Origin of the sequence: Reichenbachiella agarivorans (assembly GCF_025502585.1) — a bacterium.
Lineage (GTDB): Bacteria > Bacteroidota > Bacteroidia > Cytophagales > Cyclobacteriaceae > Reichenbachiella > Reichenbachiella agarivorans.
In genome coordinates this window covers 3,536,243-3,553,555 of sequence record NZ_CP106679.1, presented here as the reverse complement: position 1 = coordinate 3,553,555, position 17,313 = coordinate 3,536,243, and the positions used below count along the sequence as shown (strand labels likewise).

General features: G+C 41.6%; 9 protein-coding genes. 8 read left to right on the top strand and 1 reads right to left on the bottom strand.

The window, feature by feature from the left end:
• Position 1 precedes the first annotated feature (1 nt).
• Entirely contained in the window at positions 2–5,875 is a 5,874-nt protein-coding gene (locus N6H18_RS14975; protein WP_262309089.1) for an HYR domain-containing protein, read from the bottom strand.
• A gap of 233 nt (positions 5,876–6,108) precedes the next feature.
• Between N6H18_RS14975 and N6H18_RS14970 the strand changes: the two genes are divergently transcribed.
• The 8 genes from N6H18_RS14970 to N6H18_RS14935 all read left to right on the top strand — a co-directional run bounded on the left by N6H18_RS14970 (position 6,109) and on the right by N6H18_RS14935 (position 17,084).
• Positions 6,109–8,259 carry an adenylate/guanylate cyclase domain-containing protein gene (locus N6H18_RS14970; protein ID WP_262309088.1) on the top strand — a complete coding sequence of 717 codons (2,151 nt, stop codon included), beginning with the start codon at positions 6,109–6,111 and terminating at the stop codon, positions 8,257–8,259.
• The gene (locus tag N6H18_RS14965) at positions 8,259–9,695 is read left to right on the top strand and encodes a mechanosensitive ion channel family protein (protein ID WP_262309087.1); all 1,437 of its coding nucleotides are present in this window, start codon (positions 8,259–8,261) and stop codon (positions 9,693–9,695) included. The genes N6H18_RS14970 and N6H18_RS14965 overlap by 1 nt, the downstream gene beginning before the upstream one ends.
• A gap of 42 nt (positions 9,696–9,737) precedes the next feature.
• Positions 9,738–11,240, top strand: coding sequence for a helix-turn-helix transcriptional regulator (locus N6H18_RS14960; RefSeq protein WP_262309086.1), 1,503 nt, complete (start codon positions 9,738–9,740; stop codon positions 11,238–11,240).
• A 159-nt stretch (positions 11,241–11,399) separates the two neighbouring features.
• Positions 11,400–13,190, top strand: a complete 1,791-nt coding sequence (locus tag N6H18_RS14955) for an ATP-binding protein (RefSeq protein WP_262309085.1) — start codon at positions 11,400–11,402, stop codon at positions 13,188–13,190.
• A 437-nt stretch (positions 13,191–13,627) separates the two neighbouring features.
• Entirely contained in the window at positions 13,628–14,449 is an 822-nt protein-coding gene (locus N6H18_RS14950; RefSeq protein WP_262309084.1) for an N-acetylmuramoyl-L-alanine amidase, read from the top strand.
• Positions 14,450–14,483: 34 nt separating this feature from the next.
• Complete coding sequence (locus N6H18_RS14945; RefSeq protein WP_262309083.1) at positions 14,484–15,470, top strand: patatin-like phospholipase family protein; 987 nt, start codon at positions 14,484–14,486, stop codon at positions 15,468–15,470.
• 46 nt (positions 15,471–15,516) lie between these two features.
• Positions 15,517–15,873 (top strand): hypothetical protein, encoded by a 357-nt coding sequence (locus tag N6H18_RS14940; RefSeq protein ID WP_262309082.1) that lies wholly within the window; start codon positions 15,517–15,519, stop codon positions 15,871–15,873.
• The gene (locus N6H18_RS14935; RefSeq protein WP_262309081.1) at positions 15,870–17,084 is read left to right on the top strand and encodes a hypothetical protein; all 1,215 of its coding nucleotides are present in this window, start codon (positions 15,870–15,872) and stop codon (positions 17,082–17,084) included. Before N6H18_RS14940 ends, N6H18_RS14935 begins: the two co-directional genes overlap by 4 nt.
• Positions 17,085–17,313: the final 229 nt, after the last annotated feature.

The following is a 17,313-nucleotide window of genomic DNA, read 5'->3' as shown; positions in this document are numbered from 1 at the left end:
GTTATTTTTTGACAATCAAGTAACCTTCTGTTTTTACCAATTCATTTTCACCATCTATAGCAATATGATAGAAGTAGGTACCTTCTGGCAACAGACCTGCACCCAGCCCTTGAAGTTTGTTGGCATGTCCATCGAAATACCGTGTTTGGTTGTCATAGCCAGATATTTCAAATACCTTGTTTCCCCATCTGTTGTAAATAGTGACTGTATTATTGGGGTACTTTTCAATACCCTTGATATGCCATGCATCATTGAATCCATCATTGTTTGGAGAGAAGCCGTTTTGGTAACCTGGTTCATTTACTTCTATGGTTACATAGTCCCCAGCCTCACAACCTTTGTCGGAAATGAAATGCAGGTAATATGTGGTGGTCAGTGCTGGTGATGCCTTTGTATTGGCTGCATTGGGGTCAGACAGATTGTAGTTTGGACTCCATTCGTAGCTGCCATTTTGGTCGGGTAGTGCCGTCAATTGTATGCTTTGACCTTCACTGATGACACGATCTTCACCAGCTTCTACTTCGATATCTGAGACATATATGGTGATGTTGCAACTATTGCTATTCCCTGCCTCATCAACTGCAGTCAATGTGAGTTCTGTCTGATCAATGATGCTAGTCCCTGCAGGGATAGATTGAGTGATAAGCACTGTTTCAGAGCAATTGTCGGTACCGCGGATTTTGGAAGCAAGGTCTTCCAAACTATCTCCGCAGGTGATTTCAAAACTGTCCATACAGTCCATAGTAGGTGCGATGTTGTCAGCTTCAACTTGGATCTGAAACGCACAACTGGCGGTGTTTCCTTCTTCATCTGTAGCTTGGATTGAGAGGGTCATACCATCTACGACTGGGCTACCAACTGTAGGTGTTTGTGTATAAACCAATGAACTGGAGCAGTTGTCAGTAGCTTGGATTGCTGTGCTATAATCTATGACTGTGCTACCACAAGCCACATATTGAGTCGGCATGCACACAAGACTTGGGTCTTGATCATCTACAGTTGTGAGATTGAATGTACATACCGTTTCATTTCCTGTAGCGTCTTGACCTTTCAAAGTGATAACCATGTCTGCAGTGATGGCAGACCCAGCAGCTGGTGACTGTGTAAGCGTAGGGAAAGGATCACAATTATCAGCTATGCTAATCAAAGTGTAATCCTGAATCAAAGAGCCACAAGCAACTACTTGATCAGTCGGGCAAGTGAATGTAGGAGCCATGAGGTCTTGGGATACAATGCCAAAGGTAAAATCTTGGGTGTTTCCATTCGTATCTTCTGTAGTCAACGTGACAGTCATGCCAGAAGTGACAGGGCTACCAGCTGCTGGAGATTGATTTACATGTGCCGAAGCATCACAATTGTCAGTGAGCGTAAATGTAGCAGTGTAATCTGGAAGTATATCATCACAGTCCAGCGTTTGGTCAGTGACTCCTGAGAGCACGGGAGCCTCTGTATCAGCAATAATTGTGACAAGAAAGGTGAAATCATCTTGGTTTCCAGCTACATCTGTGGCTGTTAAGGTCACGGTCATGCCATCTGAGACACTGGTTCCAGGCGATGGAGATTGAGTCACGACAGGGTTGGTGTCGCAATTGTCTGAGACGGTAAATAAAGTAGTGTAATCAGGAAGTGTCTCATGACAATCTACTGATTGATTACTTACACCAGTCATAATTGGCTTAGTTGTGTCTGGATTGATGTCGATGAGAAAAGTACACTGATTCGTATTACCGGCATCATCTGTTGCAGTCATGGTGATTGTCATGCCTGCTGTGATAGCAGATCCTGCAGCTGGTGATTGTGTAATCACTGGATTCGGATCTAGATCATCTGTGACAATTACACTACTGGTGTAATCCAGTAACACAGTATTGCAATCTACATTTTGGTCTGGTATACAGGTGATTACTGGGCTGGTGACATCAGTTGTAATATTGATTTGAAAGGAGCATTGTTTGGAATTACCAGCGGCATCAGTAGCAGTCAAGGTAACGAACATACCATCTGTAATAGCTGATCCTACAGAGGGTGCTTGCGTGACTACTGGTGCTGAATCACAGTTGTCCGAGACAGTCACTGTGCTGGCGTAATCCTGCAGTACATCCCCCAAGATGACTGTTTGATCTGATGGACAGGCGATTACTGGATCTGTATTGTCTGCGTTGATGTGGATCACAAAGGTACATTGATCTGTATTGCCAGCATCGTCAGTTGCTGTCATGGTGATTGTCATACCGTCTGTTATGGTTGTACCTACAGCAGGAGATTGAGTAATCACAGGGTTCGTGTCCATGTTGTCAGTGGCAGTAGCACTACTGGTGTAATCTACTAGTACAGTATTACAATCTACATTTTGATCAGCTGGACAGGTGATTACAGGATCTTCCAAATCTACAGTGGTGTTCACATTGAATGTGCAAAATGATGAGTTCCCAGAAGCATCAGTGACCGTGAGTGTGACGTCAGTAGAACCAGTGACAATCGTGCCCGCTACTGGCGATTGACTTACGGTTGGTGCATCATCACAATTATCAGATACAACTGCGTCACCAGTGTAGTCTAGCAGCGCAGAACCAGCGGTCACCACTTGATTAGTAGGACAGGTGATGGCAGGATCAGTCACATCAGTAGCTGCAAAACCAAATATGACATACATGTACCCAGGGTCATTAAATTGACTGTTTGCCGAATACTGATGATAGGTGGATTTGCCACTTAGTAAATCACTCAATCCATCATGGTTGATATCTCCTAGGATACTGACCGATTCACTATGAGTGGTTGTTTGGTAGTATTGACCTGGTTTCAAATCACCTGGTATTAGGGTTGCTGGCCATGATGATCTGCCATAAATGATTTTGGGGCCAATCACAAAGTCTTCTATTCCGTCTCCATTAAAATCCCCACCGCCTTGAATGTCATAACTATTCGATCCAAAACCAGTTAATACAAATCCATTGCTACCATCTAGGTCATTGAGCATGACCGAACTCGTGAAGGTGTTTTTTCCAAATAGGGCATATATTGAACTACTGGAAGTTCTGATGAGTACGTCGTTGATCCCATCATCATTGATGTCTCCTGCATGATAAACCATTTTCAAGTTTGTAATACCAGACGTTTCATCAATGGTAAATCCATTAGAGCCATCCAGATCGGCTATTTGAAATGGAGAGGTAAAGACTCCAGTATGACCGTAATAAATGTAGATACGGTTGTTGTTATTAGAAAGGGCTAAATCATCAATCCCATCGTCATTGATATCGCCAAGGTTGGTTAGGTATTGGCCTATGTCACCCATGACGCTATTGTCCCCCTCAATAATAAATCCATTGGAACCATCTAAACTGGCATAACTAATCAAAGCATCAAAAGGTGAACTCTTGCCAAATAGTACATAAATTTTACCATCTAGGCTAAGTGACCCACTTCTGGCACCTATGACTAGATCTGAATAACCATCTGCGTTGATGTCCATGCCACTCATTCCCATGCCAGATTGACTCCAGTTTTGTCCTGTCAAGATAAATCCGTTGCTGCCATCAAGGTTGCCAATATCAAAGGTGGCATCTGAAAATGTACTGCTGCCAAATATGACGAAGGTATAACCGCACTCTTGGCCCAGTACACAATATTCGAACGGGTCAGCGATAGCAATGTCGTTCAACCCATCACCATTGATATCTCCAATGCCATTGACAGTATAACCTGGACGCATACTATTGGTGAAAGCATTGCTGAAATCTCCGATCTCAAAACCGTTGGTACCATCTAAGAAGGCCATGTCTTGGTAAGCTGGAAAGCCATCAGCTCTACCAAATACCAAAAAGGCAGTGCCCGATACAGTTTCTGACATGCTGCTATATTCTCCGACAAATGAAGCTGTCGCTCCTGGGGCTCCAACGATGAAGTCATCTATTCCATCTCCATTGAAATCACCCACATAGTTGACATCAGAACCTAGGTTAGAAGTGGTTTTTTTTCCTTCCACCAAGAATCCATCTGTTCCATTTAGCTTACTTGTATTTAGACTTGTGCTTGCACATGTTCTGTCAGGATTGGGGGTATTGGGTGTGACAGAAAAATCACAAGAGGACGAGTTTCCACTCAAATCAGAGACATGGATCGTCACTGTCATGGTACCTGTAAATAGCGTCCCATGGGCTGGAGATTGGGTGATGATTAGGTTTTCTTTGTAGGTACAATTGTCAGTGGCACTGACATCATCTGTGTAATCAGGGAGGGTTGATCCTATGAATAATTGTTTGTCCAAGGGACAAGTGATGGCTGGGTCTATGTCGTCGATCAAATCCATACTTTCCCCGTACACGACGGTTACCTTGCCATTAAATGATGCGAAGGGACTAGGTCCTCCTATTATGAAATCATCGTTTCCATCCCCATTGACATCTCCAAGACCTGCTACAGATGCCCCATAAAGGGATCTGAATCTTTCAGTATTGAACACCTGAAAACCATTGCTGCCATTTATATAACTATTGGCTGTAATCGACGATGACCAGCCTCCTGTTTTGCCAAATAGGACGTAGCTAGTACCCACAAAACCTCGACCACCGTATGTAGCACCTATGATCAAGTCGTCCATACCGTCATTGTTGATATCTCCAGCATAGGCTACACTATATCCTAGATTATCATTGTTTTGTTCGCTACCTTGGATAACAAACCCATTGCTACCGTCCAGGTTTGTTAAATCATAATTGAGAGGGAAAGCAGTTGGACTGGTGCTCCCAAATATTACATAAGCTGACCCTGTTTGCTTGTCGTTGACTTTGGCACCACGAGCGCCAATCACCATGTCGTCAATGCCATCATTGTTGAGATCACCTGCAAAGCCTACTTCTAACCCTAGATAGGCACTTTGTGATGCTCCTCTCACAAGAAATCCATTGCTGCCATTTACGGTTGACAACTCAAATACAGGAGTATAACTACTCTTGCCATAGACCACATAGGTCAATCCAGCGTACGTTAGAGCACCATTGGAGGCACTATGCGATGATATGGCTATATCATTGATGCCATCGTCATTGATGTCCCCAACTGTAGATACTGCATTGCCCATTAGGTAGGAGGAGATGTTTGCCTTATAGACAGAGCCATTGCTACCATTGATATCACTGCTATTGAAGATGGCGGGCATGCTGCTGTTTCCAAAAATCACGTACGCACTTCCAGCGGCATAGATGGAACTATTGGTAGTATTGGGTGCACCTACAATTAAATCAGGATGACCATCACCGTTGACATCCCCCAATTCATTGACTGACGAACCAAACCTGTCTCCTGCGGCTTCTCCCTCAATTATAAAGCCGTTGCTTCCATCCAGATCTTCATAGCTTATTTCTGATGGGAATGCACCCAATTTTCCATACAAGATCATCGCAGCTCCAGATTTAACAGATGTGGATTTAATGTAGTTGGGAATCCCAATGATGATATCGTCGATTCCATCCTGATTAAAATCCCCCAATTTACTGATCGAAGTACCTAAGTAGTCTGTGTTTTTTACTCCACGTATGACAAAGCCATTGGATCCATCTAGTGATGTGAGGTCGTAGGGGGATACCAATCCAGCTTGTCCAAATACCACATAGACTTTTCCAACATCATCTACGGAATTGATGAGATCGTGGGCTTGGTGTGCACTGATGAGGATATCGTCTATTCCGTCACCATTGATGTCACCTGCACTACTCACTGCATTGCCAAATTTGTCGCCAATATTAATTTCATTGAGTCGTATTCCATTCAGCCCATTGATGTCTGGTTCTGGCACATCAAAGCACTGAGCTTGTAAAAAGAAGGGAGAAAGAAAAATCAGAGCGAGGACGATCAATCTAGGGATTCTATTCATTTATTTTCATATTATATATGACTATAGTGCAAAAATGAACATTAGGTATCTGCTATACATCGCCAAAAATGGCTAAAGAAAAAAATCACCATTTTTAGTGAGACATTACGTCAGCTGGTTTTAAGGTTTTTAACTCATAAATTTTGAATTTGCTTTGCTTTTAAATTCTCAAATTATAAATTCAATGACCATTAGAATTTTTGGCTAATTTGCTTCCTTATCATTCACAACCTATGATCAACAAACTCAAATTAATGTATCAGCAAAGTAGGGGACTGGTCTCTGTGAGTATCCAGTCCAAACTCACAGTTATCGTTGTATTGGTAAGTGTAGTTAGTACTTTGATTGTGTCTTTGTTTAGTTACTATCGTGCCAAAAATGCGATCACCGAAGGTGTCTACGCTCAGTTGACCTCTTTGCGTAGTAGTAGAGAATACCACATCGATGGCTATTTTGCGAGTATCAAGGATCAGGTAGAATATCTCGGCAAGGATTCTACTGTTTCGATGGCTCTCAGCAAGTTTGGCGATTTGTACGAAGACTTAAACAACACCAAGATCACTTGGAATCAAGAGAAGAAATTGGATGATTTCTATGAGGAGTATTTGGATCGGTTAGAATCTAATATTGATATTTATAAAAGTAAGAAGCTTTATATCCCTAAAAGTCCAGCCGGGAAGCTGCTACAATACAAGTACATCGCCAACAACCCTCATCCCATAGGAGAGAAGGAAAATCTGGATAGAATAGATTCTGGTCTGGAATATGACAAGGTCGCTGCGGTGGCTCATCGAAGGTTGAAAAATTTCATGAGTGAGATGAAGTTCTACGATGTGTTACTCATAGACACCAAAGGCAATGTGGTCTATACCGTTAAGAAGGAAGCAGACTTTGGTACCAACCTCAAAGAAGGCCCTTACAGTACTAGCAATCTGGGACAATTGGTCAACTCAATCCTTAACAACAAGGATATTCATGGAGGAAAGTTTGTGGATTTCGAATTGTATCGACCTTCTTATGGCGCGCCATCTTCGTTTGTCGCTTGTCCTGTGTACAACAACGACGACTTTGTAGGGATTGTAGCCTTGCAAATGCCTATCAGTCGTGTCAATCAAATCATGAGTGCTGGTGAAGATTGGGAAGATGATGGTCTGGGCAAGACAGGGGAGATATACTTGGTAGGGTCAGATTTTTATATGCGAAACGATAACCGCATGCTTTTGGAAGATCCTGATACCTATGTGAAAATGATCAAGGAAGTAGGTGATGTCGATACCAAAATTCAGATGATCGAGCGATTCAAAACTTCTGTATTCTTTCAACACGTCAAAACTGAAGCAGTGGAAGAAGCACTGTCAGGTATCACGGGTCACAAGATCATAGAAAACTTCAGAGGCGAGGAAGTATTGAGCTCGTACGCCCCGTTCGAAAAATTCGGATTGAATTGGGCTATCATCGCAGAGCAAGATGCTGACGAAGGATTGAAAGATTTGCATAGATATAGACAATTTGTGATTACGATATTGGTTATCGCCATTATACTCTTCACAGCGATAGGGATGCTTTCTTCTTCCTTGTTCACGCGACCTATATTTAAGTTGATAGAAAGTGCCAAAAGAATCAGTGAGGGTGATCTCAATGCCAAAGTAAAGATTCAGACTTTTGATGAGTTTGAAGTATTGGCAAAATCATTCAACATCATAGCTGATAGTATCAAAGATTACGACAAGAAATTGACACATGTCAATGATAGATTTGATGGTTTGGTGGCCAACCTTATGCCTGAGTTGTTTATCGAACGATGGAAATCAGGAGAAACAGATTTGATCATCAGACAGAGCAATGTGACTGCACTGTATGCAGACATTACAGGCTTTACCGCTTTGGCAAGGGAACTACCTCCCCGTGAATCCATCCGTATCCTGAATGACTTGATTGAGGCATTTGATAATCTAGGCGAACAGTATGATATTGAAAAAGTCACAAGTATAGGAGACAACTATCTCGCAGTGAGCGGGGTAGAGATGCCCAAACTGGATCATAGCACAACCATCGTCAATTATGCGATAGAAATGAGGAGAATTGTCGAACATTATTGTGATACTAATGATTTAAAACTGGGTCTTGCTGTAGCCGTCCATTCAGGAGATGTATTTGCAGGTTTGGTAGGACGAAGGAAAGCCAAATATGATGTTTGGGGTGAAGCAATTAACACTGTAAAATACCTGTCAGAGTATGCAGAAGATGGTGAGATTTTGGTAAGCACCATTATTCATGAAAATCTAGTTGATATTTTTGAGATGGAGGAGAAGGTAGGTGTCAAAGATCTCAAAGGAATGCAAGTGTGGAATGTAACAGAGGCTGTCAATAGAGAAATAGTATAATGGAAAAAGATAACATCACCTTTTGGGGCATTTTGATTGCCACGTTGTATCCTTTATTGGCTATTCTCACCAGTGAGATCAACAACAGACTCAAAAAAGTCAACCATCCCTCGGTAGCGACCCTGAGTCTGCTAAAAAATGTATTCCTGCCAATGCTAACCGTCTATTTGGCATTGGTCAATATTATCCCTTACGATTTTCCTTCTGTGTTTATCAAACTGTACGAGACTGTACTTTGGATATTAGGTTTATACCTATTCATTAATTTCATCAATCAAATTTTCTTTACGGATTCGGACATCAAAGAAGATCATAAGGCGCGTGTGCCAAAGTTGCTCCAACAGATCATGCGTATGATAGTCATAGCGATTGGTTTTGCAGTAGTTGCCTCTGAGATTTGGGGGTCTGATTTAGGCAGTTTGATTACGGCGTTAGGGGTGACTTCATTGGTGTTGGGGCTGGCCTTGCAAGACACTTTGAGCAACCTGTTTGCTGGTATCTCACTGGTCTATGAGCGTCCCTTTCAGACTGGGGACTGGATTCAGGTAGGAACTCATTATGGCAAGATCGTGGAGATCAACTGGAGAGCTATCAGGATAGTCAATCGTCAGAATGACATGATCAGCGTACCCAACTCATTCTTGAGCAAGCAGGTGTTTCTCAATTATTCACGACCCAACAAGTTCCATGCAGAGACGATCATGGTTTCGTTCAATAATATATCTCCTCCCAATCAGGTGAAACAAATCATAGAAGAAATAATCGTCAATACTGAAAAAATCAGAAAGACCCCAGCGTATGAAGTCAAGACCGTGAAGTTTGACATGCACAAAGTAGACTATGAAGTACTTTACTTTATCGATGACTTTTGGGAATCCGAAATGATCAAGGATGAGTTGTACACCAAGATATGGTATGGAGCGAAGAGAAACAACATTCGCCTGCCTAATGCCGTCTCCTTTAGCAAGCCATGGACTGTCGAGGATTTTGACAAAGAAAGTTATCTTCTTGGCAAGAGCAAGTTGATTTTGAATTCACCTGTTTTCTCAGGCCTCAGCGTCAATGAACTCAAGGAGTTAATCAATAATTCGGAGTACAATATTTACGGCAAAGGGGAAGTAGTTGTGCAACAGGATCATTTTTCTGAACATGTCCACATGATTGTCAAGGGCAAGGCGGCTATTCATGTCAATGATGAAGGAAAAAAGGTTTTTGTAGGGACAGCTAAAAAAGGAGAATTGTTTGGAGAAATGGAGTTGATCAACAATTCTGCCAATGAAGGTACTGTTTCAGCGTACACTGATTTGGAATTGATGTCCATTCCATACAAAGTGGTCAATGATTTAATCCATAGTAACATTTCCGTCAAAAGAAAATTTGATTCATTGATCAAAATCCGAAAGAAAGAGCAATTTGATAAATTGAGCAATGAGTAATCGTCAGTTGTAGATTTGTCTTTTTAATGTTTGCTTTGTGCTATGTCGATCTTAAACCTAACCTTTCGACTGGTCTGCCTTGTAGTGCTATTGGATATTCACCCGATTGTAGGGGCTGTGATCTCAAATGATCGAAAAGGTGAAAATACTGATAGCTTGATTGCTCATCCAAGTGCTACGCAATTGGTATCCACAGATAGAATACAATCGGATATAGAGCAGGCGAGAGAAATGATGGATGCCAGTCCTGATAGTGCCATGATTGTAATCAATCAAGTCCTAAAACTTTTGAATACTGCAGATTTGGATGAGTATAAGGGAGAAGCTTACATCGTCAAATCTGCAATTTATAGTTACAAGGCACAATATGATAGTGCTGTGCATTACTCGTATCAGGCCTTGATACAAGGTGAAAAACACCAAAATAATCAAATTATATTTGACGCATACAATAATCTAGGCATTGATTATATGTACAATGAGGATTATGAGCAGGCGAGAATCTATTTCGAAAGAGCAGTACAAAAAGCTGATCAAATGGGTGAGCGATACCGCAAAGGTCATGCACTCAATAATTTGGGAATGATTGCATACTATCAAAATGAGATAGACATGGAGTTGGAATATTACTCTCAAGCCTTGGCCATTTTTGAAGAATTGAATGAAGAAGAAGGCATTGGCAATGCCCTACTCAATATCGGGACGCATTTTATGGAACGTCAATCATACTTGCAAGCAGAATCATACTATCTACGTGCACTGAAAGTGTATGACAATCTAGGATATAAATCAGCCTATGGTCAGGTATTGGGTAGTATGGCCGAAAATTACCTAGCACAACAGAAATATCCTGAAGCCCTCGATATGGCAAAGAAAGCCATGGATATTTTTGAAGACAATCATACCCCATCAGAACTCGCATATAGTTTAGAATTGCTTAAAAGCATATATCTGGAGATGGGTGATTATCAAGGTGCCTACAGTTTTATGGCCAGATACCATTCTTTGTATGAGCAAATATTCAATGACGAAAAGTCCAAACAAATAGCCAATCTTCATTTGAAATTTGAAACCTCACTCAAGGAAGCTGAAATAGAACGATTGAATCTTGAATATGAGATGCAGCGGGTAGAATTGAATCACACAAGGATTATAATGTTGGTAATCAGTGTTTTTGCTGTAATTGTGCTGATCGCAGCGGTTATCATATATGTATTGCGTATCAAGTACTACAAGGCAGAAAGACTAGCCCAAGAGAGTCAATTGGAGGCCCTTCAAACTAGATACATCGAGCTACTCAATGGGCCAAATAGTTTCAAATTGGAGTTGGATAGAGAGGAACTAAACAAAAGGCTCTTCAACCCATTGACAAGTAGAGAATATGAAATCATGGACTTAAGTCTGAGAGGAAAAACCAATCAAGAGTTGGCTGATCAATTATTTATCAGTCTAAGTACGGTCAAGTTTCATCTTGGCAATATCTATAATAAGCTCGGTGTCAGCAACAAAAAGGAGGCAATGGAGTATGTGATCAAGACATCTTAGTACACTTTTCTAATACCACTATTGAAAATTTTAGATATCAAAAGTAGACTCATTATCCTTTCGCAAATTGGGTAGTTCAATTAGAGTATCCTATTTTGTTGGTTCAAATTAACAAGATGGTGTAACGGTCAAATGGTAGTAGCAGATGAAAATTTTATTATGAAACGAGTGATATTTTGTATTATGGGAGTGTTCCTATTGTCAGGAGTGACAGTTCATGCCAGTGATCTGACTTGGGCTCAAGCCCAGCGTGACAAAAAAGGTTTGATAGCCATACAATACAAGCTCAATGAACCTTTTTTGATCTCCAATGACAGCATTCTCGAAGGTCTAGAGTACGAGATGATGATCGGCTTTCAACGATTTTTGTCAAAAAAGTACGGTATAAAGATCAAGTACAAATGGATAGAGTGGAATACCATGGCCGAAATCTTCGAACAAATCCAAATAGAAGAAAAGGCAGGAGATATCGGACTAGATATCATCTCTTGGACGGCAGACCGAGACAAAAATGTAAAATTTTCTAACCCATATTTCCCGGACTTTCAAGTTTTGGTAACTCACAGATCCAATCCTACAGTGTTACATGAAGAAGATTTTAGGTATCCATATTCAGACTATACTGCCATATCTGTATTGGGTACCACCTATGATCAAAACCTCAAGAACATCAAGGATGCCAATGGTTTCAATTTTGATCTAAAATACATAGATCAAAGTACGCAGATCGTTCAAAAAGTAGTTGAGACCGAGCGCAGTTTTGGATACAGTGATCTGACTCGATACCTATTGGCATTGAATCAAAACTGGCCCATCAAGCGCCTCAATGCTTATGCAGTCAAGGGGCACGGCTTGGGTGTGATTTTCAACAAAAACTCAGATTGGGATGAGCCATTCAATGAATACTTGGCGAGCCCTGAATTCGCAAGAATCAAAAAAGGCAGTATCCAACGTTATTTTGGTTCGGAATTCAACGAGTTTATCAAGAACCTCTCCAACCACCAAGATGAGGAAGTAGTCCTGCTGATGCAAGAGAAGATGTTTATGGATGAGGAACTAGAGTTGAATCGGCAGGAGGTAGAGAGACAAGCATTGGTTCGAAACATACTTTTGGTCAGTATGTCCTTCGCCGTGGTGATTGCCTTTTTCCTGTACAACAGGAGCAAAATAAAATCCAATGCCAACAAGCAGCTACTCAAGCATCAAGAGTTGATAGAGCAACAAAATGAGCGACTCAACCAACAAAACAAAGAGCTGATTGCTGTCAATGAAGACAAAAACAACTTCATTCATATCCTGTCCCACGATCTTCGAGCACCGATCAACAACATCAACAGTATTTCACGAATGTTGATGGATGATTTGAAGTTGGAGGAAAGTGAGGCAAAGATGCTCAACCACATCACGACCGAGTCTAAGCGTCTCAGTGACATGGTGACCCGCATCCTCGATGTGGAAAAGATAGAGTCTCGCACAACCGAAGAATACCAAGTGGTAGGTTTGAGCAAAATACTGTCTGCTATAGCTCATAATTTTGCCTCTGGTGCTGCTATCAAAGGCATCACAATCCAAACAGATTTGATACCTGATATCCACATCTTAGGCCTAGAGGAGTTTGTCTATCATGTGTTTGATAACCTACTGTCCAATGCCATCAAGTTTTCGCCCTTGAACAAACACATCTACATCAGTACCACCAGAGTCGGTCAACAAGTAGAAGTAAGCGTCCGAGATGAAGGGCCAGGTATCTCCCCAGACGATCAAGTCAAGATGTTCAAGAAATTTCAAGTATTGACAGCCAAAGCCACTGGAGGAGAAAAGTCCAACGGACTCGGTCTATCCATCGTCAGCAAATATACCGACCTCCTAAATGGTCAGTTGCGCTGCGAATCTGAAGTAGGGAAGGGGACGGCTTTTGTAGTGTCGTTTCATGAGGTAGAGAAGAGTTAATGCATTGAAATCAAACTTGCAAAAGTTACAACCAAGATTTAATGGTAGAATAAAAATTGAAATTTTCTACTGCCCCAAAAAGTGAGTGGTTTTCCCCTTTGGAGGGATTCAGTTTTTTCGATGCGTTTGTCCTCAACTAATAAGTATGATTTTTAGGATATATATGATTTGAAATGATAACAACTTAGCTATCAATGTTTAAGGGGTAATTTTATAGAATGTTAATATGTTGAGATTGGATATAAATAATCCTTAATTCATACTTTTTTGAAGGGTAACATTGTTTTTTATTGAAAAATAATTTTCTAATTTAGAAATGCAGCATCTATTTAAGTGAGAAAACCTAACTCCTAACTTGACTAGAATATGATTGCTGTGCCTCTTTTATTTTGGTTTTTGAAGTTCTTAATAAGTGATTATTTACAGGACAGGAAACCATGAAAATCGAAAACCATCTATTGGTACCATCCTCTGGCTCTCAGGTGAGCCATCAGCTGACCAACAAGACCAGTGGACAGTTCAGAGACAGCCTGCCTGATACCGTGGTGATCCACTTCACCGCAGGTAGAGATGCCAAGTCCTCGATTCAGACCTTGACTGATCCCAATGTACCAGCCAGTGCTCACCTCGTCATAGGCAGGGACAACAGTATTACCCAGTTGGTGCCGTTCAATACCGTTGCTTGGCACGCAGGCAAAAGTAGCTGGGCGGATCGATCAGGACTCAACGCCTACAGCATCGGGATAGAGATCGACAATGCCGGTCGCCTCGACAAACAAGGAGAGGAATACCTGTCGTGGTTCAAGAAGTCTTATGCTGCTGTGGAAGTGTTTCAGGGAATCCATCGCAACGAAAGTGTAGCCAGCTACTGGCACCGCTATACCCCAGAGCAGATAGAGATCGTCGAGCAGATCGTCCGATTGCTGTGCGAGACCTATGGGATCAAACTCATTCTTGGTCATGAGGAGATTTCTCCAGATAGGAAGATCGATCCAGGACCTGCTTTCCCGCTCGACAAATTGCGCAATAACATCCTCTATGCGAACAGACAGCAGGATGATCCCGCAGCATTCGACCCAGCAGGTCAAACCACAGACTACCCAACTGCCACCGTCACCGCCTACCAGCTCAACGTCCGCAGCAAACCCTCCGCCAACAGCGATCTCGTCATAGAACCCCTCACCAAGGGCGAAATGGTACAGATCCTAGAGACCAAAGGCAAATGGAGCAAAGTAAAATCGTGCAAGAGGGCTGGGTGATCAGTGATTATCTGAAAGTATAAATAGGAATAAAATGAATCCACTAAAAAGAATATTATCCATTGACGGGGGAGGAATCAGAGGAATCATCCCTGGACAGATTATTGTCGAAATCGAGAAGGAATTTAGAATCCAAGTCTCTGACTATTTTGACCTGGTAGCTGGCACCAGTACAGGAGGAATCTTGGCTTGTGCCTATTTATGTCCTGACGGAAAAAGCAAAAAGCCCAAGTTTAGCGCAGAGCAAGTGGTCGATCTTTATTTTGACAGGGGAGATGAGATTTTTGACATCCCGACCTTTCATAAGATCAAAACCATGGGAGGTATACTAGACGAAAAATATCCCGCAGATGGGATCGAGGATGCTTTGAAGGATTATTTTGGGGATGTCTGGTTATCAAATCTGCTGAAACCTACCGTGATCACCTCCTATGATATCAAAAACCGCAAAGGGCATTTCTTTTACCAGCACAAGGCAGTTGCAGACGAGTATAATTTTAAAGTCAAAGACGTCTGTCGCGCTACATCAGCTGCACCTACGTATTTTGAATGTGAGAAAGTAACCTCCAAATCCGGAGAAGACTACCCTTTGATTGACGGAGGGGTATTTGTCAACAACCCTGCACTAGTGGCTTATGCCGAGGGGAGGGAGTTATTCGATATCAATAAGAGAAAGGCCAAGGCAGAGGATATGAAAATCCTGTCTCTCGGCACTGGCTATACACACAAGACCTATCACTACAGCAAAGCCCGCAACTACGGGATGGCCGAATGGGTGCAGCCCATCATAGACATCATGATGTCTGGCTCTGCTGAAGTGGCCGATTATCAGCTCCGAAAAATCTATGATACGACTCCTCAACCAAAGCAGTATCTACGGCTAGATGGAGACCTGAAAGGAAGCTCTGTCGACCCAGAGATGGACTGTGCCACTCATCAGAATATGAAAGCTTTGAAGGAGTATGGACAACAATTATTTAAAGACAACAAAGACGCCCTTGCCGAGTGGTTGGGGTTGTAGAGATAAAAAAATGTAAAACAATTTTTTTAAAACCATAAACTAAATCATGAGCAAGAACACTTATATCGATATTGAAGACAAATTAGATCTGCCTGACTCTGGTAGCATGACTGCTTCTATGACAATAGGCAATGGACAGACTGGAGGACACAGTGTGTTTTTGGGCAGTTCTCTTTTAGGACAAGGCAATGAAGTCACAGTGGGTGAGGTTTCTAACTTACATGGTCAGATGCTGATAGTCACCTGTACCGTAGTGGATACCAATCCTAATACCAATTGGACAAGTTTTAAAGTGACGATTAGCTGTGATCAACAGGAATTGAAGACCTTTGGGCCGTATAGCAAAAAGGTAGATAAGGATAAAGATATTGTTTCATACACACTAATCATTGATTTGATATGAAGCAATCTATTCTCATATTTCTAATAGGGTTTACGATTTCTTATGGAGGATATGCTCAAGAAGAAAAGATTCACCATGATGTACCTAGTAGCCCTGCTTTTTCAATACTAGATTTTGAACCTACGTCTGTCCTTCGTCCAACTAGTCCTTCAGAACTAACCACTAATATTTTAACATCCTTTGATGAAAATGGGAAATTGAATCCAAACATAGGATTAGAATTTGCTCCCTACTGGTTGAAAAGTAAACCTGAATTGACTTTAGAACAATTCAATGATCCAGACACATGGCAGACTATTCAGCAAACTTTTCGTCTATCATTTGCGAATGTCCAAGACACCGCTATTGATCAATCGCTAATGGGAGTAGGGTTTAGGTTTCAATTGATCCAAGGAAAGCTGCCACAGAGTGCTACAGATGCAATTCAATTAATTCAATCAAGATCCAAACTCGCTTCTGTTATCTTAGGCATTCGAGCCTTGGCGCAAACCTTTATAAACAAGCAGTCTGCAATTGATAAAATAGTGCTAGAGGCTAGGTCACAAGATTGCAGTGATGCTGCAATAGCAGAATTGTATACAATCGCTGAAGATGTAGATCCTTCATATGCAAAGGATACGACCAACACCAGAAGTGAAATTCAAGCCTTTGCTGCCTCTATCTATGACCAATACCTAGCACTGAATATCAATGATGAACTCATCGATCAAACGAGAGAAAAAGCAGGACTGATTATAGAGCTAGGTGGAGCATCATCTTTTCAAACAAAGCAGCCTGGGCAGGACGGTGGAATTAGAAAATTGGGCTTTTGGGCTACTGCCTCGGAGAAAATTAATGAGCAAAACCAATTTGTGTTTTCTGCTCGGTACATGAAGGCCAACGTTGATTCTGTAGAGTCCAATTTTGATGTCGGGCTGAGTTTTGTCAAAGACGTAGAGAATATCAGTTTATCTTTTGAAGCGGTGGCAAGATGGTACGAGGTTCAATTTAAGGACGTCAATGCTGGAGGGCAATTCATTGATAGAATTGAAGATGATTTCACCTACAGACTGTCTGTCAATGCAAACTATAAACTAAGTAAATCCATTTTCGTCAATGCGAGTTTTGGTCGCAACTATGCCAACGGCGTTACACAGCAATCAGGTTTTTTTAGCATTCTGGGAGTTAACTACAATCTATTCCGACCCACGACAATTACGGATATCAAATAAATGTCATTTCTTCCAACAATGAAAACAATCACATCAACGCTAACCATAACCGCAAAACCGATCCAGTCAGTCACAAAACCGCTAGCCAAAATGGTAAAAACGCTCAGGAAAACGAAATAAACGCAGAGGGAAATGACAAAACCGCTAGCGATTGTCACAAAAACGCAGAAGAAAATGACAAAAACGCTATCCAAAACAACAAAAACGCTGCGAAAAGTCATATAAACGC